Origin of the sequence: Noviherbaspirillum sp. UKPF54, from assembly GCF_007874125.1 — a bacterium.
Classification (GTDB): Bacteria; Pseudomonadota; Gammaproteobacteria; order Burkholderiales; family Burkholderiaceae_D; genus Noviherbaspirillum.
In genome coordinates this window covers 2,028,135-2,054,850 of record NZ_CP040128.1, presented here as the reverse complement: position 1 = coordinate 2,054,850, position 26,716 = coordinate 2,028,135, and the positions used below count along the sequence as shown (strand labels likewise).

The following is a 26,716-nucleotide window of genomic DNA, read 5'->3' as shown; positions in this document are numbered from 1 at the left end:
ATATGTCCCGTTTCTCCGTCGTGTTGTCTGTGCATTGTTTAAAACCCATCCCCAGAGTTGCTCATGTTGAAAAGCCTTACCATCAAGACTCGGCTGATAGCCGTCATTGCATTCCTGTCCCTTCAGCTAGTCATCGCCGGGGTCGTCGGCGTAGTCAGCCTCGGCAAAGCCAATGATGCGATGCGTACGATGTACGACGACCGCATGGTCGCCTTGGGGCAGCTCGACCACATCATCCGGTGGATGAATCTGAACGAGTCAGGCGTCGCGAGGGCGCTCACGGGCGAGCAGGCCATGCGGGATGAGGCGATCAAGGAGATCGGCGAGCGCATTCAGCGCATCGACGAGGAATGGAAGGCCTACATGGCGACTTATCTCACGCCGGAAGAAAAGAAGCTGGCGGACGAATTCACCGAGGCGCGCAAGAAGTATCTGGCGGAAGGACTCCGGCCCGCAGTCGAGGCGTTAAGCGTATTTGATACGCAAACCGGCGTCGCTACCCTGCACGGGCCGATGGCGACGCTTTTCAAGCCCATGCGCGACAAGATCGACGCGCTGATCAAGTTGCAGAGGGATGTCGCGAAGGCGGAGTACGACAAGTCGCAAAGCATGTACTTGTGGATTCGCAATGCCAGCATAGTGGGTATTCTGATTGGCTTGTCGCTGGCCGGGCTGGTCGGCTGGTGGCTGGTGCTGGCCATCACGAAACCGCTCGATGCGGCTGTCAAGGTGGCCTCCGGCGTCGCGGGCGGCGATCTGACGCAAAAGATCGTGGCTGCGTCCAACGATGAAACTGGGCAGTTGATGTATGCGCTGAAGAACATGAACGACAGCCTGGTGCAAATTGTCAGCCAGGTTCGTGCCAGCACCGACGCCATCGGGACGGCGTCGTCGCAGATCGCCGCCGGAAACCAGGACCTCTCCGCGCGCACCGAGCAGCAGGCCAGTTCGCTGGAAGAGACCGCGTCCTCACTGGAGGAGCTGACATCGACCGTGAAGCAGAATGCCGAGAATGCAAGCCAGGCAAACAAACTGGCGCAATCGGCGTCCGATGTCGCGAATCGGGGTGGCACCGTGGTATCGCAAGTGGTCGAGACGATGGGCTCCATCAACGAATCCTCGCGCAAGATCGCGGACATCATTAGCGTGATCGACGGTATCGCTTTCCAGACCAATATCCTGGCGTTGAATGCGGCGGTGGAGGCTGCGCGCGCTGGCGAGCAGGGGCGCGGCTTCGCGGTGGTGGCGGCGGAGGTGAGAACGCTGGCGCAGCGTTCGGCGGGGGCGGCCAAAGAGATCAAGGACTTGATTAACGATTCGGTGGAAAAGGTCGATGCAGGTTCGCGGCTGGTGGATGAGGCGGGCGAGACGATGCAGGAAATCGTCACAAGCATCCAGCGCGTGACCGACATCATGAGTGAAATCACGGCGGCCAGCCATGAGCAGACGGCTGGTATTGAGCAGATCAACCAGGCGGTCAGCCAGATGGACCAGGTGACGCAACAAAACGCCGCGCTGGTCGAGGAGGCGGCTGCAGCTGCGGAAGCGATGCGTGAGCAGGCCGGCGGGCTCGCGCGGGCCGTGGGCGTGTTCAAGCTCGAAGGTGGGCGCGTGGCTGCAGCCCCGACTGCGGTTGTTGCAACGAGCGCAACTGCGGCTGCAGGGCGCGCGATAAGCGCGCCGCCGGCGTCGCCGCGCACCCCGCGCGTGTCGTTGCCCAAGGCGACATCGGCCGACGGATGGGAAGAGTTCTGAAGATCTGCCGCAGTGCTGCCATGATTCGACGGCATTGCGGATCTCCCGCGCCATGGTACAAATGCTGCGATATTGCAACATCGCTGCATAAGGTCGTCGGAAAAAGTGGCGTTTTTAGTGGTGGTGCGCCGACTTTGTAGTACTCACCTCCTGTCATTTTTCAATATCTGAGATACCTCCAGGTGCGACATGCGCACAAGCCGCAAGGCTAGAATTCATGCGGCTTTTCGCTGCTTTGGTGGATGTCGGCCTGCGGCTGAATGGTTATTCGTGTAGGACAAAGGACTACATGTTGTTGGGGTCATTTCCAACGCAAAATACCGAAAACTACCTATTTCCGCTTGGCAATCCAACGAGCAGAATGCTTCTCACCAGCGTCCGCTGGATTGGAGAGATGGAAAAATGAACACGAACGACATGATTGCCGAAATTCGTGAGGCGAATCTGAGCTACCTGATGCTCGCCCAGCAAATGATTCGCGCCGATAAGGCAACTGCGATTTTCCGTCTTGGCATCAGCTGTGAAATTGCAGATTTGCTCGAAGGGCTGAGCAATGCGCAAATCCTGAAACTTGCCGGCACCAACATGATGCTGGCGCGCTTCCGTTTCGACGATGGCCACATCCTCGGCATGTTAACTAACTATAACAAGGATCGCGAACTGGCTCATTCGCATGCTGCCATCCTGATGGCGCGGCAGCCGGTCGAGCAAATTTCCTGAAAAATAAGATGCTGTGCGGGCCGGGATGGCACGCATGAATACGAGGTTGAATATGGCAAAAAAAAGTGTGGTGACAGAAGCGCAGGAAATCCAGCTCGCGATTGAACTGATCAATCTCGGCGCTCGCCTGCAGCTGCTGGAGTCGGAAACCACGCTGTCGCGCGAGCGTCTGCTGAAGCTCTACAAGGAACTCAAGGGAGTGTCGCCGCCGAAGGGGATGCTGCCATTCTCGACCGACTGGTTCATTACCTGGCTGCCGAACATCCATTCGTCCCTGTTCATCAATATCCACAGATATCTGGTGGAGCATGCCGGTGTCACCGGGATCGAGGCGGTCATGAAGGCGTACAAGCTCTACCTGGAGCAGGTTGAGCCCGATCCAAGCGGGGAGCCGGTGCTGTCGCTGACGCGGGCCTGGACCCTGGTGCGTTTTTTCGAAAGCAGGATGCTGTCGACCGCATGCTGCAGCAAATGTGCGGGTGAGTTTGTCGTGCACAAGCTCGACTTGCACAACCACTATGTCTGCGGCTTGTGCCACATGCCTTCTCGCGCCGGGAAGACCAAGAAGGCCAAAGAGGATGCCGCTTCCGCTGCGGCGGAAATGCTGGCGTAACGCAGCCGGAAGCATTATCGACCCGCATCCATGACGGGCTCCGACCGATGAGCCGCAAAACAATTCTGCGTGCCCCCGCGATGCGCGCTGCATCGATCCAGCTTTTAGCCTTCGCTTTCGTACTGGCGCTCGCCGGCGCCGCGCCATTGCTATCGGTTCGCCAGCCAACGGTTGCCGTCGCCGTGCTGTTGCAGGGGGCGATCGCGGCATCGCTGTCGCGCTTGTTCGGCCTCGCTCCCTGGTGGCTTGCGATCCAGGCAGTGTTCCCCTTGGCGCTGGTCGCGATGCTGGCGCTGCAGCTTCCTCCGGGGATTTTCCTTGCCGCGTTCGTTGCACTGCTCGCGCTGTACTGGAGTACGTTCCGCACGCAGGTTCCGTTTTATCCTTCCAATCGCGCCGCCTGGGCGGCGGTTGGTGCTCTGCTTCCGACCGGCGGGCCGGTGCGGTTTGCCGACGTCGGCAGCGGACTGGGCGGCCTGGTGATGCATCTGGCGCGTACGCGCCGCGACGGTACGTTCACCGGCATCGAGATCGCCCCGTTGCCATGGCTGGTCAGTGCATTGCGCGGCCGCGCGTCGCGTAGCGGCGCGCGCTTCGTGCGCGGCGACTATGAGCGTGTCGATTTCGCGCAATACGACGTCGTTTTCGCATATCTGTCGCCGGCGGCCATGCCGGCGCTATGGCGCAAGGCGCGCGCGGAAATGCGCCCCGGGGCGCTGCTGCTGAGCTACGAGTTTGCGATTCCAGGCGTGGCGCCGGATCTGACGACGGCGCCGGCGACTGGCGGGCCACTTCTGTATGGATGGCATATGTAGCTCCACAGACCGATGAAAATCGCGGGAGGCGGCGTCAAGTTTCCGGACTGCGCGCCGTAATTGAAGTGAAAGCCGTCTTTCAGGCATCTGTTCGGGCATTTGCTTGAATAAACTGATTGTTATGCTGGCGGGTACAGGTAAAAAATCCGGCTGCTGTCTGCAGTCCATCAATTGAGAGCGGAGCATCACCCTTGTTAGTCATTCTCGGATACCTCATCGTGACAGGCGCCGTATTCGGCGGCTTTGCGCTTGCGGGCGGACACCTCGCTGCGCTGGTCCAGCCGGTCGAATTGCTCATGATCGGCGGCGCCGCTGCAGGCGCCTTCTTCGTCGGGAACAATGGAAAGGCCGTCAAGGCGACTCTGAAGGCCCTGCCCACGACGTTGAAAGGCTCGAAATACACCAAGGCGCTCTACATGGAGCTGATGACGCTCCTGTTCGAATTGCTGAGCAAGGTGCGCAAGGAGGGCCTGATGTCGATCGAGGGCGATATCGATGCGCCGGAGGAAAGCCCGATCTTCAGCAAATACCCCGGCATTCTGCACGACCATCACGTGATCGAATTCATGACCGATTACCTGCGCCTGATGGTGTCGGGGAACATGGACGCGTTCCAGATCGAGAACCTGATGGACAACGAGATCCAGACGCATCACGCCGAAGGAGAAGTGCCGGTGCATGCCGTGGCCAAGCTGGGCGACGCCATGCCGGCATTCGGTATCGTGGCGGCGGTGATGGGCGTGGTGCATACCATGGAATCGGTCGGCCTGCCGCCGGCCGAGCTCGGCATCCTGATCGCGCACGCGCTGGTCGGCACCTTCCTGGGCATTCTGCTTTCCTACGGCTTCATCGGTCCGTTGTCGACCGTGCTGGAGCAGAAACTGCACGAATCGTCGAAGATGCTCGAGTGCGTCAAGGTCACGCTTTTGGCTAGCCTGAACGGGTATGCGCCTGCGCTGGCCGTTGAGTTCGGACGCAAGGTGCTGTTCTCTACCGAGCGGCCTTCGTTCGCCGAGCTGGAAGAGCACATCAAGCAATCCAAATCGAAGTAAGCACGGCCAATCAAGTCAACATCAACGCGGAAGTCGATATGGCAGACGAAGGGCTACGGCCAGTCATCGTAAAAAAGGTGAACAAGACCGGCGGCGGCCATCACGGCGGCGCATGGAAGATCGCCTACGCCGACTTCGTCACGGCGATGATGGCATTCTTCCTGCTGATGTGGCTGCTCGGCTCCACCACTAAGGGCGACCTGCAAGGCATCGCGGAGTATTTCAAGACGCCGCTCAAGGTGGCCATGGCCGGCGGTTCGGGCAGCGGCGACAGTTCCAGCGTGATCCAGGGCGGCGGGCGTGATTTGACGCGCAAGGTGGGGCAGGTAACGAAGAGCGACCTGGACCCTGGCCCGAAGCGCCTGTACACGTCGAGGAGCGACACCGCGTCGGTGCAGGCGGAACTGGCGCGCGCCGAACTCAATCGCCTGAAAGCGCTAAAGCAGAAAATCGAAGCCGCGATCGACGCCCGGCCGGCGCTCAAGCAGTTCAAGAACCAGCTGCTGCTCGATATTACGACGGAAGGCTTGCGCATCCAGATCGTCGACGAGCAGAATAGGCCCATGTTCGCCCTGGCCAAGGCCGAGCTGCAGCCCTACACCAAGGATATCCTGTTCGAGATCGGGCGCGCGTTGAACGACGTGCCGAACCGGGTCAGCCTGTCGGGGCATACTGATGCCACGCCATATGCCAGCGGAGAGAAGGGGTACAGCAACTGGGAACTGTCGGCCGACCGGGCCAATGCGTCGCGCCGCGCGCTGATCGCGGGCGGCATGGACGAGGCCAAGGTGCTGCGCGTGGTTGGGCTGTCGTCGGCCGTGTTGTTCGACAAGGCCGATCCGTTCAATCCGATCAACCGGCGCATCAGCATCATTGTGATGAATAAAAAAGCGGAAGAATCAGCATCGAAGGATGGCGGGTCGGTGGAGGTTACGAACGAAGCGCAGGTCAGGCAGGATGTGATCGACGCCGCGGCTCGGTGAGCTTGCGCGATCCGTGATCGAGTCAACGAGAGGGTGGACAGGATAATTTCATGACAAGAGAAAAAATGTTGGGATCTCAGGTAAAGCACCTGTTATCCAACTTGTCGGATCATGGGACACAACACCTGACGGAAGTCGAGACCGACCTGGTGCAGACCAGCATCCTGCTGGGCGAAGCCATCACCAAGCTGGGGGGCAGCTTCATGGCGATACACGAAGCCGTCACCGCGCAGCAGGAGACGATCGACCTGCTCCTGTCCGGCGCAAAACCCACTCCCGAAATCGCGGAAAAGCTCAAGGCCAAGCATGGCGAAATCAGCCAGCACGTGAATGCGGCGGTCACCGGGTTGCAGTTCCAGGACATGACGAGCCAGCTGATCGGCCGCACCGTGACGCGCGTGATCGGCTTGCGCGAGGTTCTGAGCGGTGTCGGCTCGGGCAGTTCCGGCATATCGGAAAATTCAGCCGAAGAGATCGTCGAGACCCTCAAGGGAATCAACAAGGTGCTGGAAGAGCAGAGCGTCAAGCTGGAAAGCGCGTTGTGGAAGGCGGTCTGCCAGACCCACATGGAAAGCGGCGACATCGAATTGTTTTAACCGGAATCGGAAATCAGGAAAACGGGCGTCACGCCCGGACAACGGAAACAGCGGGAGTTAGAAAGATGGCAAAAACGATATTGGCAGTGGATGACTCGGGCTCGCTACGGCAGATGGTGGTGTTCAGCCTGAGAGCCGCTGGCTATCAGGTCACCGAGGCAGTGGATGGACAGGACGGCCTAGACAAGGCCCGCACGCAGGTGTTCGACCTGGTCCTGACCGACCAGAACATGCCGCGCATGGATGGCCTGACCCTGATCCGTTCGCTGCGCGGGCTGCCGACGTACCAGAAGGTTCCGATCCTGATGCTGACCACCGAATCGAGCGACGAGATGAAATCGAAGGGCCGCGCCGCCGGTGCCAACGGATGGCTGGTCAAGCCATTCGATCCGCAGCGCTTGACGGAAGTGGTCAAGAAGGTCATCGGATAACGCAGCGCGGGGCACGGAAAACCAACATAAGAAACATGTAGAGCGTAGAGGGTGTTATGACCATCGATATGAGCCAGTTCTTCCAGGTATTCTTTGACGAGACCGAGGAACTTCTCGCCGAAATGGAAAAGCTGCTGCTGGCGATCGATGTCGCGTCGCCCGACCCGGAAGATCTCAATGCCATCTTCCGCGCCGCGCATTCCATCAAGGGCGGTGCGGGCACGTTCGGCCTGACCGACCTGATCGATGTGACGCATGTGCTGGAATCCCTCCTCGACAAGATCCGCAAGGGCGAGATGGCGCTGTCGGCGGAACACGTCGACGCCTTCCTGGTCGCCAAGGACGTGCTCAAGATGCAGCTCGACGGCCACCGCCTGCAGACGCCGGTCGACCAGGAAGCGGTGGTCGACGCGCGCATGATGCTGCTGTCGCTGTCGCAGGGCGAGGTGACGAAGGCCGCGCCGGCCGCGTCGCTGGAAACGGCGCCGAAAACGGAGGCGCCGGTCGCTGCGGCAGATGGAATGCGCCAGTTCCGGATCGAACTGCCGCCGGCGCCGGAGCGCGACGTCGAGGCGCTGATGGCCGAGCTCGGCTTGCTGGGGCAGATCAGCAAGGCGACGCAGGCCGACGGACACGCCGTCTTTACGCTGGTCGGCCATGCAAGCGCCGACGACATCGTCGCGATCTGCTCGTTTATCCTTGACCCGAAGGACCTGAAGATTTCCGAGGAAGCACCGCCACGCGTGATGACGGCCGCCGAGTTGAAGGCGGCGCAGGAAGAGGCTCAAGGCTACGGTTTCTTCGAGCCGCTGGAACCAACGCCCGAACAGGTTGCTGCCGAGAAGGTCGCGCAGGAAGAAAAGCAGGGCTACGGATTCTTCGACGGATTCGAAACGCCTGTCATGAAGGAGGCGCGCGAGGCGCAGGAAGCCTCGGCCAGGGCGGCGCCGCAGGAGGCGGCGGTTGCAGCGGATTCCGGGCCCGGGCACGAGGCCGCGGGCGCTGCGGCCGCGGAGAAAAAAGCGGCACCCAGGGCCGCCGAAAGGAATGCCCACAATTCCGAGTCGACATCGATCCGGGTCGGGATCGAAAAAGTCGATCAGCTGATCAACCTGGTCGGCGAACTGGTCATCACGCAGGCCATGATCGAGCAGCGTACCGGTTCGCTCGACCCGATGCTCCACGAGCGCCTGCTCAACAGCGTCAGCCAGCTCACCCGCAATACGCGCGATCTGCAGGAAGCGGTGATGTCGATCCGCATGATGCCGATGGATTACGTGTTTTCCCGCTTCCCGCGTATGGTACGCGACCTGGCGACCAAGCTCGGCAAGCGCATCGAATTCGTCACGCACGGCGCCGCAACCGAGCTCGACAAGGGGCTGATCGAACGCATCGTCGACCCGCTGACCCACCTGGTGCGCAACAGCATCGACCATGGCATCGAAATGCCTGACGTGCGGCTTGCCGCCGGCAAGAGCGAGATGGGCAAGCTGTCGCTGTCCGCGGCCCATCAGGGCGGCAATATCATCATCGAAGTCACCGATGACGGCGGCGGCCTGAACCGCGAAAGGATCCTCGCCAAGGCGAAGGAGAAGGGCTTGGCGGTGTCCGACTCGATGCCCGATTCCGATGTCTGGCAGCTGATTTTCGCGCCGGGCTTTTCGACGGCCGAAGTGGTTACCGATGTGTCCGGCCGGGGTGTCGGTATGGACGTGGTCAAGCGCAACATCACCGCGATGGGCGGTGTGGTCGACATCCGCTCCGCCAAGGGCTTCGGCACCACGATCTCGATTTCCCTGCCGCTCACGCTGGCGATCCTGGACGGCATGTCGATCAAGGTGGGTGAGGAAATCTATATCCTGCCTCTTGGCTACGTGGTCGAATCGTTGCAGCCCGATGCAGCCGACGTCAAGGAAATCACGGGCCAGGGGCGCGTGATCAAGGTGCGCGGCGAGTACTTGCCGCTCATCCCCCTGTACCAGATGTTCGGCATCGAGCCGCGCTTCACCGATCCGTCGCAAGGCATCGTCGTCATCCTCGAGTCGGATGGGAGGAAGGCGGCGCTGTTCATCGACGATCTCGTCGGGCAGCAGCAGGTGGTCGTGAAGAACCTGGAATCGAATTATCGCAAGGTGGCCGGTATTTCCGGCGCCACGATTCTGGGCGACGGCGGCGTCGCCCTGATTATTGACGTCGCTGCGCTATTACGTTCGAGCCGGCAGCTCAGCGACGAATCCATTTATTCCTGATAAGGACAACGACATGATGCAAGCAGCGCAAATCAACACTCCGGCACTCGGCGAAAAATCCGATCGTGACGTCGCCGGCCAGGAATTTCTCGCCTTCACCCTGGGCAATGAGGAATACGGCATCGATATCCTGAAGGTGCAGGAAATCCGCGGCTACGAAACCGTCACGCGCATCGCCAACGCGCCCGAATTCATCAAGGGCGTGGTCAACCTGCGCGGCATCATCGTGCCGATCGTCGACATGCGCATCAAGTTCAACCTCGGCACGCCGACCTACGACCAGTTCACGGTGGTGATCATCCTGAATATCGGCGGTCGGGTGGTCGGCATGGTGGTCGACAGCGTCTCGGACGTGATCACCCTGTCGCCGGAGCAGATCAAGCCGGCGCCGGAGATGGGCACGGCGCTCAACACCGATCACCTGATCGGTCTGGGCACCGTCGACCAGCGCATGCTGATCCTGGTCGACATCGACAAGCTCATGTCGAGCGCCGAGATGGGACTGATCGAGAAAATGGCCGCATAAGACGGCCGGACATAGAGCAATGTTGCAAGCGGCGGGAACACGCCGCGGCAAAAACAACTATTAGCTGCGGAACAGGGCGCGCCGGCATGTGCCGGCGACCGACTGGCCGCACAAGGGGGAGACAAATGCTCAAGAATCTCACAATAAAGTCGCGCCTGGTATTCGTGATCGGTTTCCTGTCTCTGCTGCTGGTGAGCGGAGGCATCATCGGCCTGACCAGCCTGCATTCCGCCAATACATCGATCAGGACGATGTACGAGACGCGCCTGGTGCCGATGGGGAAACTCGATTTCGTCGCCCGCGCCATCGATACCGACCGCATGGCGATCGCGGAAACGATGAATGGCGACCCGGTCGTCGTCGTCAAGAAAATGGAAGAGGCGGAAAAGCGCATCGCCGAAATAACGAAGGCATGGGAAGCCTATCTGTCCGGGCCGCTGACCGCCGACGAAAAAAAGCTGGCTGACAAATTCAACGAGAACCTTAAGAAATTCATCGCGGAAGGCTTGCGCCCGGCGATCGAAGCCCAGCGTTCAAGCAACGTGCAAATGACGATGGAGCTCATGCAGGGGCCGATGGCGCAATACTACGCGCCGATGCAAGTGAGCTTTGACGAACTCATCAAGCTGCAGCAGAACGTGGCGAAAGACGAGTTCGAAAACAGCCAGAGCGTTTATTCCATGGTGCGCAACATGTCGATCGCCGCCATCCTGTTCGGGCTGGCGATGGCCGGATTCGTCGGAGCGTGGCTGATCCGCGCGATTTCGGTCCCGCTCAACGAAGCGGTGCGCGTCGCCAGGAGTGTCGCGGCGGGCGATCTCTCGCAGCAGATCGAGGTGCGTTCGTCGGACGAGACCGGACAGTTGCTGCAGGCGCTGAAAGACATGAACGACAGTCTGGTCAACACCATCGGCCAGGTGCGGCAGGGCACCGAAACGATCGGCGTGGCATCGCGCGAGATTGCCAGCGGCAACGCCGACCTGTCGGCGCGCACCGAGTCGCAGGCCAGTTCGCTGGAGGAAACGGCGTCCTCGATGGAGGAATTGACTTCGACCGTGCGGCAGAACGCGGAAAACGCGCGCCAGGCCAACCAGCTGGTGGTGTCCGCTTCCGACCATGCGCTCAAGGGCGGCCATGTGGTCGGGCAAGTGGTGGAAACCATGGGATCGATCAAGGAAAGCTCGCGCAAGATCGTCGACATCATCGGCGTGATCGACGGCATCGCGTTCCAGACCAACATCCTGGCGCTGAACGCGGCGGTGGAAGCGGCGCGCGCCGGCGAGCAGGGACGCGGCTTCGCGGTGGTGGCCGCCGAAGTGCGCAACCTGGCGCAGCGTTCGGCGGGAGCGGCCAAGGAAATCAAGGCATTGATCGGCGATTCGGTGGAAAAGGTCGATGCCGGCGGCAAGCTGGTCGACGAGGCGGGCAAGACCATGGATGAAATCGTCACCTCGGTCAAGCGCGTGGCCGACATCATGAGCGAGATTGCGGCGGCGAGCGCGGAACAGAGCAGCGGTATCGAGCAGGTCAATCAGGCGGTCACGCAAATGGATGCATTGACGCAGCAGAATGCGGCGCTGGTGGAGGAAGCGGCGGCGGCGGCGGAAAGCATGCAGGACCAGGCCGTCAAGCTGAGCCAGGCCGTGGCCGTGTTCAAGCTGCGCAACGCCATGCCTACAGCGTCGGCGCTTCAACCGGCGGCCGTGCCTGCGACGGCATTGCCGACGCCAGCCGCGAATGTGAGGCCGACTCTCTCCCGCACAGTGTCTTCGCCCGCCATCAAGCCGTCGCCTGCCGCTATGAGCGGCAACGGCGACGATTGGGAAGAGTTTTAGGCGCGGTTTGATTGGCCATCCGGCATTTCCATCTCTTCCAGGATAAAGGAAAGCATCATGTTCAAGATTTCCGACCTCAACATCGGCAAGCGCCTTGCGCTGGGATTCGGTCTTGTCCTGTTCTGCGCGAGCGCGCTGCTCGCGCTGGGGCTATGGCGCATGGGCGATCTGCAGGCAAGCGCGGAACAGATCGTCCAGAAAAACGTCGGCAATCTCACCAATGCGATGGAAATGCGCGAGTCGGGATGGTCGCTCGCGCTGGCGTTGCGCAGGATCGCCACTCCAACCGACGCCAGCGAGGGCGAGCGCGAGGGCAAGCGGCTTGAAGCGATTCTGGCGACTTATGCCAAGTCGGAAGAGGCTTTGAAAAAATTCACGACCTCCGGACAAGCCAAAACCTTGCTGGCCACCGCCGTTGAAAACAAGCAGGCGACCATGCCGATCATCGACAAGATCAAGTCGCTGGTAGTGGGCGGTAATTTTTTCGATGCCTCGGCCATGCTCAAGTCGGATTTTCAGCCCGCGCATGACAAGTGGATCGCCAGCCTCGTCGCCCTGGCGGAATACCAGCAGAAGGAAATGAAGGAAACAATAGAGGCGGCACAGCACAGTTACCTGGTGACGCAGACGGTGATGCTGGCTATCGGCAGCATCACCCTTGTCGTCGGCGCATTCATCGCGTTCTTCATCACGCGTACCATTACCGGACCGCTGCAAAGCGCCGGCCTTATCGCCGACTCGATTGCCAACGGCGACTTGACGACGGCTATCGAGGTTCGGTCGCGTGACGAAGCTGGGCGACTCGTCAACTCACTCAAGGTGATGCAGGAAAACCTGATCAATACCGTGAAGAACATCAAGCAGGGCACGGACACGATCGGCGTGGCATCGCGCGAGATTGCCAGCGGCAATGCCGACCTGTCGGCGCGCACCGAGTCGCAGGCCAGTTCGCTGGAGGAAACGGCGTCCTCGATGGAGGAATTGACCTCGACCGTGCGGCAGAACGCGGAAAACGCGCGCCAGGCCAACCAGCTGGTGGTGTCCGCTTCCGACCATGCGCTCAAGGGCGGCCATGTGGTCGGGCAAGTGGTGGAAACCATGGGATCGATCAAGGAAAGCTCGCGCAAGATCGTCGACATCATCGGCGTGATCGACGGCATCGCGTTCCAGACCAACATCCTGGCGTTGAACGCGGCGGTGGAAGCGGCGCGCGCCGGCGAGCAGGGACGCGGCTTCGCGGTGGTGGCCGCCGAAGTGCGCAACCTGGCGCAGCGCTCGGCGGGAGCGGCCAAGGAAATCAAGGCATTGATCGGCGATTCGGTGGAAAAGGTCGATGCCGGCGGCAGGCTGGTCGACGAGGCGGGCAAGACCATGGATGAAATCGTCACCTCGGTCAAGCGCGTGGCCGACATCATGAGCGAGATTGCGGCGGCGAGCGCGGAACAGAGCAGCGGCATCGAGCAGGTCAATCAGGCGGTCACGCAAATGGATGCATTGACGCAGCAGAATGCGGCGCTGGTGGAGGAAGCGGCGGCGGCGGCGGAAAGCATGCAGGATCAGGCCGTCAAGCTGAGCCAGGCCGTGGCCGTGTTCAAGCTGGCCGGGGCCGTCGGACAGCCGGCAATCCAGGTTCAGCCTGCCGCCCCGGCCGCACTCCGTGCGCCGCGGCCAGGCCGGGAGACCGCTGCCACGCCGCGGCCGCTTGCGGCTGGCACGGCCAGGCTGCCGTCCGCTAGCCGTGTCAGCCGCACCGGCGGCGACGATTGGGAGGAATTCTGAGCTTGGCGGCTATGTCGCGTTGGGCCAGACGGCGTGTACAGGCACCTTTATTTGATTGCCTTAAGGTAATATGCGTACGTGAGCAGGACGGTAGGGCCGCCGTGGGATGCACCGAACCTTCCGCTTTCGGGCATCGTATTGCGCCAAAAAGTGGAAAACGCCCGTCTTTTTCCTAACAGGCAGGGTAATGCGGCTCTTTTCTTTTGATGATGTCATGTTCCGGACAATCATAATTCGGGACATGGTCCGATCTGGACAGGGAGGCGGCGCCGGATTGCATCCGGGCGACTGCCGGCAGTGCGAAACAGGGAAAGTAGTTCGGCGAGATGAATTCAGTGAGACCAATCAAGTCAGATGCCGCCAAGGAGTTCGAGTTCACCGCTCGCGACTTTGACCGGGTCAGGGACCTGATTTATAAACGGGCCGGTATTGCGCTCGCCGAAAGCAAGCAGGAGATGGTTTACAGCCGCCTGGCGCGCCGCTTGCGCGCCACCGGCATCCGTTCCTTTCAGGCTTATCTCGATGCGCTGGAGAACAAGGGCGACGACAGCGAGTGGGAGGCATTCACCAATGCGCTCACGACCAACCTGACCAGCTTTTTCCGCGAAGCGCATCACTTTCCGATTCTTGCAGACCATGTACGCGGCAGGAAGGAACCGATTTCGATCTGGTGTTGCGCCAGTTCCACCGGCGAAGAGCCGTATTCGATCGCAATGACGCTGTGCGAGGCGCTGGGCACGATGGCGCCGCAGGCGCATATCATCGCCACCGACATCGACACCAACGTGCTCAACACGGCTTCCGCGGGCATCTACGCCCTCGACCGGCTCGACAAGATGGAGCCGGATCGCGCCCGGCGCTTTTTCCTGAAGGGGAAGGGCCAGCAGGATGGGCTGGTGCGGGTGCGGTCGGAACTGCGCGAGATGGTGACGTTCAAGCAATTGAACCTGCTGGCCGACAGCTGGCCGATTTCAGGCCAGTTCGATGCGATCTTCTGCCGCAACGTGATGATCTATTTCGACAAGCCCACGCAAAGTAAAATCCTGTCGCGCTTCGTGCCGCTGATGAAGCCGGACGCGCTGCTGTTTGCGGGGCACTCCGAAAATTTTCTGTATGTATCCGATGCGTTCAAGCTGCGCGGCAAAACCGTGTACGAGTTGGACCCGCATCGCGCGGCCGGGCGCCAGACGCCGCCGCGCCGGCTTGAGAAAGAATTATGAGCTACGCAATCGAAGAACATTTTGCGACGAACGTCTATTACGACCGGACCTTTGACTGCGACGCGGCGAAGATTTTGCCGGGCGAGTATTACTACACCTGCAAGGACATGATGATCGTCACCGTGCTCGGTTCCTGCGTGTCGGCCTGCATCCGCGACCGCGTCACCGGCATCGGGGGGATGAATCATTTCATGCTGCCGGATGGCGGCGGAGACGCCGACAGCCCGGTATCGGCGTCGATGCGCTACGGCACCTACGCGATGGAAGTGTTGATCAACGATCTGCTGAAAGCAGGCGCCCGCAGGGAAAACCTGGAAGCCAAGGTGTTCGGGGGCGGCAACGTCCTGCGCGGATTCATCGCGATCAATGTCGGCGAGCGCAACGCCCAGTTCGTGCGTGGTTATCTGCGCGCCGAGAATATCCGCATCGTGGCCGAAGACCTGAACGACATCTATCCGCGCAAGGTGTATTTTTTCCCGCGCAGCGGTAAAGTGCTGGTCAAGAAACTCAAGCAGCTGAACAACAATACATTGGTAAATCGGGAGCAGGACTACGCCAGCCGCCTCCAGACGACTCCTGTGTCTGGCGACGTCGAACTGTTCGGTTGAGTCGATATCGGCTTACAGAGCACATCCCGGAAAGCACGCATCATGAAAACGAAAGTGTTGATCGTCGACGACTCGGCCCTGATCCGCAGCGTCATGAAGGAAATCATCGGCAGCCAGCCGGACATGGAAGTGGTCGGCGTGGCGCCCGATCCGATCGTCGCGCGCGATCTGATCAAGCAGACCAATCCAGACGTGCTGACGCTGGATGTGGAAATGCCGCGCATGGACGGGCTGGACTTTCTCGAAAAGCTGATGCGCCTGCGCCCGATGCCGGTCGTGATGGTCTCCTCGCTGACCGAGCGCGGATCGGAAATCACCCTGCGCGCGCTGGAGCTGGGGGCGGTCGATTTCGTGACCAAGCCCAAGCTGTCGATCCAGAGCGGCATGCTCGAATACACCGAACTGATCGCCGACAAGATCCGGGCCGCGGCCAAGGCGCGCGTCAAGCCGCGCACCATCGTTCATGCCGACACGAACAAGGTGGCCGGAACGGAGCTGCCGCTGATCCGCAATCCGCTCACCAGTAGCGAGAAGCTCATCATCATCGGCGCGTCCACCGGCGGCACCGAAGCGATCAAGGAATTCCTGATGCAGATGCCGTCCGACTGCCCGGGGATACTGATCACGCAGCACATGCCTGAAGGGTTCACCCGCTCGTTCGCAAAGCGCTTGGACAGCCTGTGCAAGATCACGGTGCAGGAAGCCGCCGGCGGCGAGCGCGTGCTGCCCGGTCACGCATTCATCGCGCCGGGACATTCGCATCTGCTGCTGGCACGCAGCGGTGCGAACTACGTGACGCAGCTCGACCAGGGGCCGCCGGTCAATCGGCATCGTCCGTCGGTCGACGTGCTGTTTTCGTCAGCCGCACGCTGCGCCGGCAAGAACGCGGTGGGCGTGATCCTGACCGGCATGGGCAAGGATGGCGCGGCCGGCATGCTGGAGATGAAAAACGCGGGCGCCTACAATTTCGCGCAGGACGAAGCGTCCTGCGTCGTGTTCGGCATGCCGCGCGAAGCGATTGCGGTCGGCGCGGCGCACGAAGTCGGAGCGCTCAGCGCATTGCCGGGGATGGTGATGGATTATCTTGCCACCCACAGCAGCCGCGCGCTGCGGGTGTGACCGCGGCTTGCGCCGGTTGCAGGAAAATCGGGATGGTCAGCGCAGGCCGCGCATTTTCTTCGGAAGATGACTGCTGCCGCCGATGACAAGGTGCATAATAGAGTAAGGTTTGTTTATGTTAGGACTCGGCCAGCCGATCGCATCCGAGGATGATCGTTGGGCGGGCTCGATAACGCGTTTAAGGAATATTGGAGTGATTCATGGCTGACCCGAAAACGAAATTCTTGATTGTTGACGACTTTTCGACGATGCGTCGTATCGTCCGCAATCTGCTCAAAGAATTGGGGTATTCAAACGTGGACGAAGCGGAAGACGGTGCCATGGCGCTTGCGAAACTCCGAAGCGAGCAGTTCGATTTCGTCATCACCGACTGGAACATGCCCGTGATGGACGGCCTGACGATGCTGCAGAATATCCGCGCCGACGCGGCGCTGGCCAAGCTTCCGGTCCTGATGGTGACCGCCGAGGCCAAGAAGGAAAACATCATCGCCGCCGCGCAGGCCGGCGCCAACGGCTACGTCGTTAAGCCCTTTACCGCTGCCACGCTTGACGAAAAGCTAGCGAAGATCTTCGAGAAGCTGGAAGCGGCGGGCTGACATGGACAATCCGCGCCATCAGGGCGGCGAAGTGGCTGTGCAGCAGGAAGAGGTGCTCGCGCGCATCGGCCAAATGACCCGCGCCCTGCATCAGAATCTGCGCGCTCTGGGCTTCGACAAGCTGATCGAAAAAGCCGCTTATGAGATGCCGACGGCCAGGGATCGCCTGAGCTATGTCGCCAAGATGACTGAGCAGGCAGCGCAGCGCGTGCTTAATGCAACCGACGTCGCCACCCCGCTGCAGGAGGGCATGGATGCCGGCGCAGGGACGCTGGCCGCTGCATGGCAGGAATTGCTGCAAAGCCCCGATGCGGATGAGCGCTATCGTGCCATGGCAGCGCAAACCCTATCCTTCCTGGAGCAGGTAAGGAGCGACGCCGGCACCACCAAGCAGCAGCTGCTGACTATCATGATGGCCCAGGATTTCCAGGATCTGACCGGCCAGGTGATCAAGAAGGTGACCGAGCTTGCCCACGGCATCGAACAGCAGCTGGTCCAGCTCCTGATCGATTACGCGCCGCCGGAAATGCGGCGCGATGCAGGTTCCGGATTGCTGAACGGCCCGCAGATCAACCCGGAAGGCAATCCTGACGTCGTCGCCGGTCAGGAGCAGGTGGACGATCTGCTGGGCAGCCTGGGGTTCTGACAGGCCGGCCGCGCATAAACGTGTTTTAGAAAGTCATGCAAGAAGAGAAATTCATTGTCAGGGAGCCGCTGCTCAATCCGCAGGAGGGGGTTCTCGGCTACGAGCTCGGCTGGCAGCATCCGGATGATTCGAGCGAAGACGAGGCGCATGCGCTGGCCGATTTCGTCGTCAAGCAGGTCAGCGGCATGGAGACTGAAGCGCTGCTTGGCGAGCATTTGCTGTTTCTGGCGGCCCCTGTCGAATTGGTGAAGACCAATGCATTTTCCGGCTTGCCGAAGAAGCGCACCGTGCTGGCCGTGCGCGCGCCTGAGCTGGCCGATGCCGATGCCGTAACGGTGCTCAAGACCTGCGGTGCGCAGGGATATCGCATTTCGCTGCGCGAAGCTCATCCGGCGACGATCGACCAGAGCCTGCTTTCGTTTGTCACACATGTCGAAATCTCGGCCGCGGCAAGCGATTTTGCCGATCAGGTGCGGCAGTGGCGAGCGTTTGACTTGCCGTCTATGCAGCTCGTCGCGCGCGATGTCGGCGACTGGACGCAGTTCGATCTGTGCGCGTCCATGGGGCTGCAATCGTTCGCCGGCACGATGCATCTGGCGCCGCGAGCGGGCAGTCGCGCCAAGGAGCTCAACCCGGCGCAGACCATGATCCTGCAACTGATGGACATGGTGAAAAAGGGCGCCGACGTCAGGCAGCTCGAAAGCGTGCTAAAACACGACGCCGCCATTTCGTACAAGCTGCTGCGCTACATTAATTCGGCCGGATTCGGGCTTGGCTGCGAGATTCAATCCCTCAAGCATGCGGTAACGCTGCTGGGCTATTCCCCGCTGTACCGCTGGCTGGCGCTGCTGATGGCAACCGCCACCACCACCGGCTATTCCCCCGTGCTGATGCAGACGGCGGTCATCCGCGGGCGCTTCGCCGAACTTCTCGGGCAAGGCTATCTGCCGAAGAGCGAGGCTGAAAACCTGTTTGTGGTCGGCATGTTTTCCTTGCTCGACCGCCTGCTGGGCATCCCGATGGAAGAGGTGTTGGAAAAAGTTCAACTTTCCGGCGCGGTGTCGGAAGCCCTGCTAGCGAGGGAGGGGATCTACGGCCCGTTCATTGCGCTGGCCGAGGCTTGCGAATCGAAGACCTCGGATATCGAGTCGATGGCCGGCGCGTTGTGCATCAGCGCATTGCAGGTGAATCAGTCGCATTTGTCCGCCCTGGCGTGGGCGCAAACTCTGCACCTGTAACCCGTCCCGCCCACCGAGCCTCCCGCTGCGTCGAAAAGCGGGGGGTTTTCTCTCTTGTTCCCCCGATAGGGTTGCCGCCTTCTGGCCAATAATCGTGCCTGATGGTCCCTCAGTGCGTCAGTCTGGCGCCGGGCGGGCTTGACAGGAGTCGGCGATGGCCGAAGACAGCGATCTCGAAAAAACAGAATCAGCGTCGCCCCGGCGACTTGAGCAAGCACGCGAGGAGGGCGATGTACCGCGCTCGCGCGAGCTTGCCACATGCACGGTTCTGCTGGCGGCTGGCCTCGGCTTCTGGGTGTTGGGCGACAACCTCGTTGTCCGCCTCAATCGCATGCTCATTTCCGGACTGTCATTCGAGCGGGAGCAGGCGTTCGACTTCAACCTGCTTGTCGCGCGGCTGAGCACGGATATTTTCGATCTGCTGATCGGATTCGCTCCCTTTGCCGGCTTGCTGATGCTCGTCGCCGTCATTTCCCCGCTGCTGATCGGCGGCTGGCTGTTCAGCGGTAAGGCGCTGCAACCAAACTTTGGGCGACTCAACCCCATGAAGGGCTTGAGCAACCTTGTTTCCGCCCATTCCGGGGTTGAGTTGGTGAAGTCCATCATCAAGACGCTCGTGGTCGGCACCGTGTCCTGGCTGGTCATCTCCAGCCAGATCGATTCGGTGCTGGCGCTGACGATGGATCCGCCGAAGACGGGCGGGCCGCACCTTGCCCACTTGATGCTGACCGGTTTTCTGACGATCGTCGGCAGCCTGGTTGTCATTGCTGCGATTGACGTGCCCTACCAGCTTTGGCATTACGCCAACAAGCTGAAGATGACGCGCGAAGAAGTGCGTCAGGAAGCCAAGGAATCGGACGGCGATCCGCACATCAAGGCCAAGATCCGCCAGATGCAGCGCGAGATGGCCAAGCGCCGCATGATGTCCGAAGTACCGACCGCGGACGTCGTGGTGACCAACCCGACCCACTATGCGGTGGCGCTGAAATACGCCGACGGCAAGATGCGCGCGCCGAAGGTGATCGCCAAGGGCGCCGACGAGGTCGCGGCCAAGATCCGCGAGCTCGCCGCCGAGCACAACGTGCCGCTGCTGGAAGCGCCGCCGCTGGCGCGCGCGCTGTACACCCACACCGACTTGGGCGACGAGATACCCGAGGGCTTGTATACCGCTGTGGCCGAGGTGCTGGCCTATGTGTTCCAGTTGCGTGCATACAATGCTCGCGGCGGCGTGCGGCCCGACGTGCCGGACGACCTGGATGTTCCCGCGCAGCTCGACCCGCTCAATCCGGCCGCGCAAAAGAAAACGGATAATGGATTGACTCAATGAACAGCTTGAGACTGCCGGCCTGGCTTTCCGGGCAATCGAGCAAGGCGCTGGCGGCGCCGATCCTCATCATCATGATCCTGGTGATGATGGTGCTGCCGCTGCCGGCATTCGTCCTTGACATCTTCTTCAGCTTCAATATCGCGCTGTCGATCATCGTGCTGCTGACCAGCCTGTACACTGTCAAGCCGCTCGATTTTATGGCATTCCCGATGGTGCTCCTCGTCAGCACCATGCTGCGCCTGTCGCTCAACGTCGCCTCGACCCGCGTGGTGCTGACCGAAGGTCATGCCGGACCGGACGCCGCGGGCAAGGTAATCGAGGCATTCGGCCACTTCCTGATCGGCGGGAATTTCGCGGTCGGTATCGTGGTCTTCGTCATCCTGACCATCATCAACTTCGTCGTCGTGACCAAGGGCGCGGGCCGTATCGCGGAAGTCGGCGCGCGTTTCGCCCTGGATGCGATGCCGGGCAAGCAGATGGCGATCGACGCCGACCTGAACGCCGGCCTGATCGGCGAGCAGGAAGCGCGCCGCCGCCGCACCGAGGTGGGGCAGGAAGCCGAGTTCTACGGCGCGATGGACGGTGCCAGCAAATACGTGCGCGGTGATGCTGTTGCCGGCATCATGGTTACCATTATCAATATCGTGGGCGGCCTGGTGGTCGGCATGGTGCAGCACGACCTCGATTTTTCGCAGGCGTTGAAGAATTACACGCTGCTGGCCATCGGCGACGGCCTGGTGGCGCAGATTCCCTCGCTGATCATTTCGCTCGCTGCCGGTGCCGTCGTGTCGCGCGTGGCCAGCGAGCAGGATATCGGCGGCCAGCTGGTGGGCCAGCTGTTCGGCAAGCCGCAGGTCTTATACATCACCGCCGGCATCATCGGCGGCCTGGGAATCATTCCGGGCATGCCGCACCTGGCCTTCCTGCTGCTGGCCGCCGCGCTTGGCGGCGCCGGCCACGCGATGAGCAAGCGCGCGCAGAAGGCCGAAACCAAGCAGCCCGAGCCGGCTGCCGCGGTTGCGGCGCCTGAAGTGGAAGAGGCGACCTGGCAGGACATCGTGCCGGTCGATACGCTCGGGCTGGAAGTCGGCTACCGTCTCATTCCGCAGGTCGACAAGACGCAGGGCGGCGAACTGCTGCGCCGGATCAAGGGCATCCGTAAGAAGTTTGCGCAGGAAGTCGGTTTCCTGCCGCCGTCCGTGCATATCCGCGACAACTTGGAACTGCGGCCTTCCGCCTATCGCATTACCCTGAAAGGCGTGGAAGTGGGCGGTGGCGAATCGCACATCGGCCAGTTCCTGGCCATTAACCCCGGCATGGTCAGCGGCACCTTGCCGGGCGCCGCGACCACCGACCCGGCATTCGGCCTGCCGGCGGTCTGGATCGACGCCGGCCTGCGCGAGCAGGCGCAGGCATTGGGCTACACCGTGGTGGATGCCGGTACGGTCATCGCCACCCACCTCAACCACGTGATCACGATGCATGCGGCCGATCTGCTCGGCCGCCAGGAAGTACAGCAGCTGCTGGATCACCTCGGCAAGGAATCGCCGAAGCTGGTGGAGGACCTGGTGCCCAAGCTGATTCCGCTGGCGACGCTGCAGAAGGTGCTGCAGAACCTGTTGTCGGAAGGCGTGCATATCCGCGACATGCGCACCATCATCGAAACGCTTGCCGAACATGCGCCGCACAGCCAGGATGCAACGGATCTGACATCGATGGTGCGTATCGCGCTGGGCCGTGCTATCGTCCAGCAGATTTTCCCGTCGACGAACGAATTGTCGGTGATGGCGCTCGACAGCAAGCTCGAACGATTACTGATGCAGGCAATGCAATCGAGCGGGCCGGACGGCGGCGGCATGGAGCCTGGCCTGGCGGATGCGCTGGTGATGCAGACCGAGCAGGCGGCGCGCCAGCAGGAACAGATGGGCCTGACGCCGGTGCTGCTGGTGCCGGCGCCGCTGCGTGCATCGCTGTCGCGCTTCCTGCGCCGAGCGCTGCCGCAGCTGAAGGTTCTCTCGCACGCGGAACTTCCCGATTCAAAGACTATTAGAGTTACCAGCCTAGTTGGAGGGCAAGCATGAACGTCAAAAAATTCCTTGCGAGTACTTCGCGTGAGGCCTGGCGCCTGGTACGCGAAGCGCTTGGGCCGGATGCGGTAATCCTGTCCAATCGCACGGTCGACGGCCAGGTCGAAATCCTGGCGTTGCCGATGGAAGACATGTCATCGCTCGCGGAACCAGCCGTGGAGAAAAAGCCCCTATCGGAATCCACGCTGGCGGCGTTTTCCGCCCCGAAGTACCGGGCCGAGAGCGCAGCGCCGCAGGCGCCGGCTGCCCGGCCGGCTGCGGCCCGCCCGCAGGTTCAGGCCGCGGCTCAGGCTCAGGTACAGACACCGGTGCAGGCGCAAGCCGAACCTCCGGCGCAGCGCATGCCTGCCGCGGAAGCGGCGCCTGCACCGCTCAAGGACACGGCTGCCATCGAGCTGGCGGAAGTCATGAGCGAGATTCGCACCGAGGTCATGGGCGAGATCCGTTCGATGCGCGGCATGCTGGAAGAGCAGCTTGCGGAAATCGCCTGGAGCGGGCAGCAGCACCGCGCGCCGCACAAGACCCTGGCCTTGCGCGAGATGCTGTCGGCTGGTTTTTCCGCCAGCCTGGCGCGTCTGTTGGCCGAGAAACTGCCGTCGTCGGAAAAGCCGGAAGAGGCGATGAACTGGATTCGGATGGTCTTGGGGCGCAACCTGCCGGTGATGGACAACGAGCGCGACCTGCTGGAAAAGGGGGGCGTCTACGCCCTGGTGGGCCCGACCGGAGTGGGCAAGACCACGACCACTGCCAAGCTGGCGGCGCGCTGCGTGATGAAGCACGGCGCCGGGCAGTTGGCGCTGATCACCACCGACGGCTATCGTATCGGCGCCTACGAACAGTTGCGCATCTACGGCAAGATCCTCGGCGTGATGGTCCATTCGGTGAAGGATGAAACCGATTTGCGCATCGCCCTCGACGAACTCAAGAACAAGCACATCGTGCTGATCGACACGGTCGGCGTCGGCCAGCGCGACAAGATGGTGGCCGAACAGGTTGCGATGCTGCAGGGCGCGGGCACCGAGGTCAAGCGCCTGCTGTGCATGTCGGCTACGGCCACCGGCGAGACGCTCAACGAGGTGGTGCGCTCCTATCTGGGGGGCGGACTGGCCGGCTGCATCGTCACAAAGCTCGACGAGGCGGCGACCATCGGCAACGTGCTGGACGTTGTGATCCGCCAGAAGTTGAAGGTCTATTACGTGGCGAACGGGCAGCGGGTTCCCGAAGACCTGCACGTGGTCAATCGCAACTACCTCGTCGACCGCGCATTCAAGCTCAAGCGCGAGACGGCGGCATATCAACTCAAGGACGAGGAGCTGCCGCTCGTCGTCGCCAATACGGCGCGCGCCATGAACGACAAGGCCCTGCGCGAGGTGAAAGTTGGCTAATTTCGATCAGGCGGAAGGGCTGCGGCGCATGCTCGCCGGAGCCAGGACGCGGATGTACACCTTCCTGTCAGCGACGTCGAGCGAGGAAAAAGGCGCGATGCTGGTCAATCTGGCCGCATCGCTGGCGCAGGCCGGCAGCGACGTGCTGGTACTCGATGCCTGCATGGCTTCGGAGGGCGTCTCGACGCGGTTGCAGGCCAATGGCGCCACGCTGCAGCAGGTGGCCGCGCAGGAGCGCGCGCTGGACGAAGTGGTGCAGCCGGTGCCCGAGGGCTTTGGCGTGGCCGCGCTCATGCGCGGCGACCAGCGCGCGGCGCTGCGCGAGCCGAAGCAGGTGCAGCGCCTGTCGAACGTGTTCGACATGGTGGCGGCCCAGGCGGATATCGTGGTGGTGGACGCTGAGCTGGGCAGCGACGACTGCTTTCCGCTGCCTGTGCTGGCCAACGGCGAGATCGTGGTGCAGGTGTCGACCAGCCCGGAGTCGATCACTTCAGCGTACGCCATCATCAAGCGCCTCAACAACCAGCTGGGGCGGCGCCCTTGCGGCGTGGTGGTCACGGGCGCCTCGGAAAAGGAGGCGCAGGTGGTGTACCAGAACATGGCGCAGGCCGCCAGTCGTTATCTCGCCGTCAAGCTCTGTTCGATGGGTTCGGTGCCGGCCGACGAGCACCTGTCGCGCGCGGCGCGCCTGCGGCGCTCCGTGGTCGATGCCTTTCCGCTGGCCGGCGCGTCGGTTGCATTCCGTCGCCTTGCCGGAAAGTTCGCCCCGTCGGAAGCCGCGCTCGGAGAGCTGCATGATTTTTCTGCCAGCGGCGCCAATTTCTGAGGCGCCGCCGCGCTCCGCCGGTTCTTCATCTGCGGTACGCGACTATGCATAACAGGCTTTCACATGTACACCGTTAGTGGAAAAAAAGACAAGAACGCCTTGCTGGCGAATCACGCGCCGCTGGTGAAGCGGCTGGCGCACCAGATGATGGCGAAGCTGCCGCCCAGCGTCGAGGTCGACGACCTGATCCAGGCCGGCATGATGGGCCTGCTCGATGCCATCAACCGCTATGAAGATACGCATGGCGCGCAGTTCGAAACCTACGCCGTGCAACGGATTCGCGGCTCCATGCTGGACGAGCTGCGCAGCACCGACTGGCTTCCGCGCAGCATCCGCCAGAACATGCGCAAGATCGAGGTCGCGATCAATACGCTACAGCAGCGCCTGGGGCGGCCACCAGGCGAGTCGGAGATCGCCGGCGAGCTCAAGATGTCGCTCACGGAGTACCAGGAGATGCTGAGCGATGGCAGCGGCCATCAGCTGATCTACTATGAAGATTTCCACGAGACCGAGGGCAACGAAAGCTTCCTCGACCGCCATGTGATCGACGAAGAGGGCGACCCCTTGCGCGCGCTGCTCGACGGCGCCTTCCGCGGCGCCGTGATCGAGGCGATCGAGGCATTGCCGGAGCGCGAGAAAATGCTGCTTGGCCTCTACTACGAGCAGGAGTTGAATTTGAAGGAAATCGGGGCCGTGATGGGCGTATCGGAATCGCGCGTGTGCCAGCTGCACAGCCAGGCAATGGCGCGCCTGCGCGCCAGGTTAAAGGAGCAGGCGTGGACTGGGCAAGCGTAGCCGGGCTGGCGCTGGCGCTGGCGGGCATCCTGTCCGGACAGCTGCTCGAAGGAGGGCATGTCGCGTCGCTGCTCCAGCCGGCGGCAGGCGCGGTCGTGCTGGTCGGTACTTGCGGTGCGGTGCTGCTGCAGAGCGGCATGACGGTGTTCATGCGCGGCGTGAGAATGGCGCGCTGGGTGTTTTCCCCGCCAAAGGACAATTCGGCCACCGATTCGATGGAAATCATGGCCTGGAGCGCCACCGCGCGGCGCGAGGGACTGCTGAGCCTGGAGCGGACGCTGTCGTCGGTGCAGGATCCGTTCATGGCAACCGCGTTGCGCCTGATGGTCGATGGCATGGACCCGGTGAAGATGCGAGAAATTCTCGACATCGACATCTCTTCCTATGAGCGCGGCGAGCGCCAGGCCGCGAAGATCTGGGAAGCCGCCGGCGGCTATGCGCCGACCATCGGCATTCTCGGCGCGGTGCTCGGCCTGATCCACGTGATGGAAAACCTGGCCGACCCGGCCAAGCTCGGCAGCGGGATCGCGGTTGCCTTTGTCGCCACGATCTACGGTGTCGGCTTCGCCAACCTGGTATTTCTGCCGATCGCCAACAAGCTGAAAACGCTCATTTCACGCGAAGTCGCCCGGCGCGAGATGCTGGCCGAGGTATTTTCCGGCATTGCCAGCGGAGACAATCCCCGCGTGATCCAGGAACGCCTGGCGGCGTATCGCTGATGGCACGCAAAAGATACGAAGAAGAACATGACAATCCCGACCGCTGGATGGTGTCGTACGCCGACTTCATCACGCTGCTGTTCGCGTTCTTTGTCGTGATGTACGCAATCTCTTCGGTTAACGAGGGCAAATACCGGGCTGTTGCGAATTCGCTGGTCGGGGCCTTCAAGAGCACGCCGGTGATGCCGGCGAACGACAATGCGCAGCAACTCGACGCGCCCAGCATTCCCAAGGCGTCGCAGCAACGCCGCAATGCCGAAGCGTTGCGGCGCGAGCGGGAGCAGATGACGCATATGGCGCGAGATATCCAGAAAGCGCTTGCGCCGCTTGTCAGCCAGGGCAAGGTCCGGGTGACGCAGAGTCCGCGCGGCGTGCGCGTCGAGATCAATGCGAGCGTGCTGTTCGCTCCGGGCGATGCCCGGTTGAGTGACGAAACGGGCGACGTGCTGAAGGCGGTCGCTTCTGTGCTCAAGAGCGACGACCATGCGATCCAGGTGGAAGGGCATACCGATAGCGTGCCGATCAGGAATTCCGCTTTTCCGTCGAATTGGGAATTGTCGTCGGTGCGAGCCAGCAGCGTCGTGCGGCTGTTTGCCGAAAACGGTGTAGCACAGAACCGTCTGACAGCGGTTGGCCGGGGCGATACGCAACCGGTCGACAGCAATGACACTTCCGAAGGGCGCCAGCGCAACCGGCGGGTGACGGTGATTATTCTCTCAAGCCTGCCGGAGCATGTGACGGAAGTGCCGCTTGCCACGGGGGCGGAGCGATAAGAGTCGGGGATCGGGATATTCTT

General features: G+C 61.8%; 25 protein-coding genes. All 25 read left to right on the top strand.

Going from position 1 to position 26,716, the window contains the following annotated elements; translation table 11 throughout:
- The first annotated feature begins 63 nt into the window (after nucleotides 1–63).
- The 25 genes from FAY22_RS09475 (at nucleotide 64) to motD (ending at nucleotide 26,693) form a co-directional block, all read left to right on the top strand.
- A complete protein-coding gene (locus FAY22_RS09475) occupies nucleotides 64–1,755 on the top strand; it encodes a methyl-accepting chemotaxis protein (protein WP_146329978.1) in 1,692 nt (563 codons plus the stop codon).
- A 402-nt stretch (nucleotides 1,756–2,157) separates the two neighbouring features.
- The gene (flhD, locus tag FAY22_RS09470) at nucleotides 2,158–2,475 is read left to right on the top strand and encodes a flagellar transcriptional regulator FlhD (protein WP_146329977.1); all 318 of its coding nucleotides are present in this window, start codon (nucleotides 2,158–2,160) and stop codon (nucleotides 2,473–2,475) included.
- Nucleotides 2,476–2,527: 52 nt separating this feature from the next.
- Nucleotides 2,528–3,088 (top strand): flagellar transcriptional regulator FlhC, encoded by a 561-nt coding sequence (gene flhC / locus FAY22_RS09465; protein WP_146329976.1) that lies wholly within the window; start codon nucleotides 2,528–2,530, stop codon nucleotides 3,086–3,088.
- 47 nt (nucleotides 3,089–3,135) lie between these two features.
- A complete protein-coding gene (locus FAY22_RS09460; protein WP_146329975.1) occupies nucleotides 3,136–3,903 on the top strand; it encodes a class I SAM-dependent methyltransferase in 768 nt (255 codons plus the stop codon).
- Nucleotides 3,904–4,094: 191 nt separating this feature from the next.
- Complete coding sequence (gene motA / locus FAY22_RS09455) at nucleotides 4,095–4,955, top strand: flagellar motor stator protein MotA (protein WP_146329974.1); 861 nt, start codon at nucleotides 4,095–4,097, stop codon at nucleotides 4,953–4,955.
- A 38-nt stretch (nucleotides 4,956–4,993) separates the two neighbouring features.
- Entirely contained in the window at nucleotides 4,994–5,938 is a 945-nt protein-coding gene (gene motB, locus FAY22_RS09450; protein ID WP_146329973.1) for a flagellar motor protein MotB, read from the top strand.
- Nucleotides 5,939–5,988: 50 nt separating this feature from the next.
- Nucleotides 5,989–6,534 carry a chemotaxis protein gene (locus FAY22_RS09445; protein ID WP_146329972.1) on the top strand — a complete coding sequence of 182 codons (546 nt, stop codon included), beginning with the start codon at nucleotides 5,989–5,991 and terminating at the stop codon, nucleotides 6,532–6,534.
- 65 nt (nucleotides 6,535–6,599) lie between these two features.
- Nucleotides 6,600–6,965, top strand: a complete 366-nt coding sequence (locus tag FAY22_RS09440; protein WP_040040860.1) for a response regulator — start codon at nucleotides 6,600–6,602, stop codon at nucleotides 6,963–6,965.
- A gap of 56 nt (nucleotides 6,966–7,021) precedes the next feature.
- Nucleotides 7,022–9,214: a chemotaxis protein CheA gene (cheA, locus tag FAY22_RS09435; RefSeq protein WP_146329971.1), complete on the top strand. Its 2,193-nt coding sequence runs from the start codon at nucleotides 7,022–7,024 to the stop codon at nucleotides 9,212–9,214.
- Nucleotides 9,215–9,230: 16 nt separating this feature from the next.
- Nucleotides 9,231–9,740, top strand: a complete 510-nt coding sequence (locus tag FAY22_RS09430) for a chemotaxis protein CheW (protein ID WP_146333390.1) — start codon at nucleotides 9,231–9,233, stop codon at nucleotides 9,738–9,740.
- Nucleotides 9,741–9,865: 125 nt separating this feature from the next.
- Nucleotides 9,866–11,575, top strand: a complete 1,710-nt coding sequence (locus tag FAY22_RS09425) for a methyl-accepting chemotaxis protein (RefSeq protein ID WP_146329970.1) — start codon at nucleotides 9,866–9,868, stop codon at nucleotides 11,573–11,575.
- A gap of 57 nt (nucleotides 11,576–11,632) precedes the next feature.
- A complete protein-coding gene (locus tag FAY22_RS09420) occupies nucleotides 11,633–13,354 on the top strand; it encodes a methyl-accepting chemotaxis protein (RefSeq protein ID WP_146329969.1) in 1,722 nt (573 codons plus the stop codon).
- 326 nt (nucleotides 13,355–13,680) lie between these two features.
- Complete coding sequence (locus tag FAY22_RS09415) at nucleotides 13,681–14,574, top strand: CheR family methyltransferase (RefSeq protein WP_146329968.1); 894 nt, start codon at nucleotides 13,681–13,683, stop codon at nucleotides 14,572–14,574.
- The gene (cheD, locus tag FAY22_RS09410) at nucleotides 14,571–15,182 is read left to right on the top strand and encodes a chemoreceptor glutamine deamidase CheD (protein ID WP_146329967.1); all 612 of its coding nucleotides are present in this window, start codon (nucleotides 14,571–14,573) and stop codon (nucleotides 15,180–15,182) included. The genes FAY22_RS09415 and cheD overlap by 4 nt, the downstream gene beginning before the upstream one ends.
- Before the next feature lie 42 nt (nucleotides 15,183–15,224).
- The gene (locus tag FAY22_RS09405; RefSeq protein WP_146329966.1) at nucleotides 15,225–16,301 is read left to right on the top strand and encodes a chemotaxis response regulator protein-glutamate methylesterase; all 1,077 of its coding nucleotides are present in this window, start codon (nucleotides 15,225–15,227) and stop codon (nucleotides 16,299–16,301) included.
- Nucleotides 16,302–16,501: 200 nt separating this feature from the next.
- Nucleotides 16,502–16,897 (top strand): chemotaxis response regulator CheY, encoded by a 396-nt coding sequence (gene cheY / locus FAY22_RS09400; protein WP_146329965.1) that lies wholly within the window; start codon nucleotides 16,502–16,504, stop codon nucleotides 16,895–16,897.
- A 1-nt stretch (nucleotide 16,898) separates the two neighbouring features.
- Entirely contained in the window at nucleotides 16,899–17,543 is a 645-nt protein-coding gene (cheZ, locus tag FAY22_RS09395) for a protein phosphatase CheZ (RefSeq protein ID WP_146329964.1), read from the top strand.
- Nucleotides 17,544–17,578: 35 nt separating this feature from the next.
- Nucleotides 17,579–18,781: an EAL and HDOD domain-containing protein gene (locus FAY22_RS09390; RefSeq protein WP_146329963.1), complete on the top strand. Its 1,203-nt coding sequence runs from the start codon at nucleotides 17,579–17,581 to the stop codon at nucleotides 18,779–18,781.
- Nucleotides 18,782–18,935: 154 nt separating this feature from the next.
- Nucleotides 18,936–20,108 carry a flagellar biosynthesis protein FlhB gene (gene flhB, locus FAY22_RS09385; RefSeq protein WP_146329962.1) on the top strand — a complete coding sequence of 391 codons (1,173 nt, stop codon included), beginning with the start codon at nucleotides 18,936–18,938 and terminating at the stop codon, nucleotides 20,106–20,108.
- Entirely contained in the window at nucleotides 20,105–22,189 is a 2,085-nt protein-coding gene (flhA, locus tag FAY22_RS09380; RefSeq protein ID WP_210411924.1) for a flagellar biosynthesis protein FlhA, read from the top strand. The genes flhB and flhA overlap by 4 nt, the downstream gene beginning before the upstream one ends.
- Nucleotides 22,186–23,580: a flagellar biosynthesis protein FlhF gene (gene flhF, locus FAY22_RS09375; RefSeq protein WP_146329960.1), complete on the top strand. Its 1,395-nt coding sequence runs from the start codon at nucleotides 22,186–22,188 to the stop codon at nucleotides 23,578–23,580. Before flhA ends, flhF begins: the two co-directional genes overlap by 4 nt.
- Nucleotides 23,573–24,406 carry a MinD/ParA family protein gene (locus FAY22_RS09370; RefSeq protein WP_146329959.1) on the top strand — a complete coding sequence of 278 codons (834 nt, stop codon included), beginning with the start codon at nucleotides 23,573–23,575 and terminating at the stop codon, nucleotides 24,404–24,406. The genes flhF and FAY22_RS09370 overlap by 8 nt, the downstream gene beginning before the upstream one ends.
- Before the next feature lie 63 nt (nucleotides 24,407–24,469).
- Nucleotides 24,470–25,201, top strand: a complete 732-nt coding sequence (locus tag FAY22_RS09365; RefSeq protein WP_146329958.1) for an RNA polymerase sigma factor FliA — start codon at nucleotides 24,470–24,472, stop codon at nucleotides 25,199–25,201.
- Nucleotides 25,183–25,920, top strand: a complete 738-nt coding sequence (locus FAY22_RS09360) for a flagellar motor protein (RefSeq protein WP_146329957.1) — start codon at nucleotides 25,183–25,185, stop codon at nucleotides 25,918–25,920. Before FAY22_RS09365 ends, FAY22_RS09360 begins: the two co-directional genes overlap by 19 nt.
- Nucleotides 25,920–26,693 (top strand): flagellar motor protein MotD, encoded by a 774-nt coding sequence (motD, locus tag FAY22_RS09355; protein WP_146329956.1) that lies wholly within the window; start codon nucleotides 25,920–25,922, stop codon nucleotides 26,691–26,693. The genes FAY22_RS09360 and motD overlap by 1 nt, the downstream gene beginning before the upstream one ends.
- The last annotated feature ends 23 nt before the right edge of the window (nucleotides 26,694–26,716 follow it).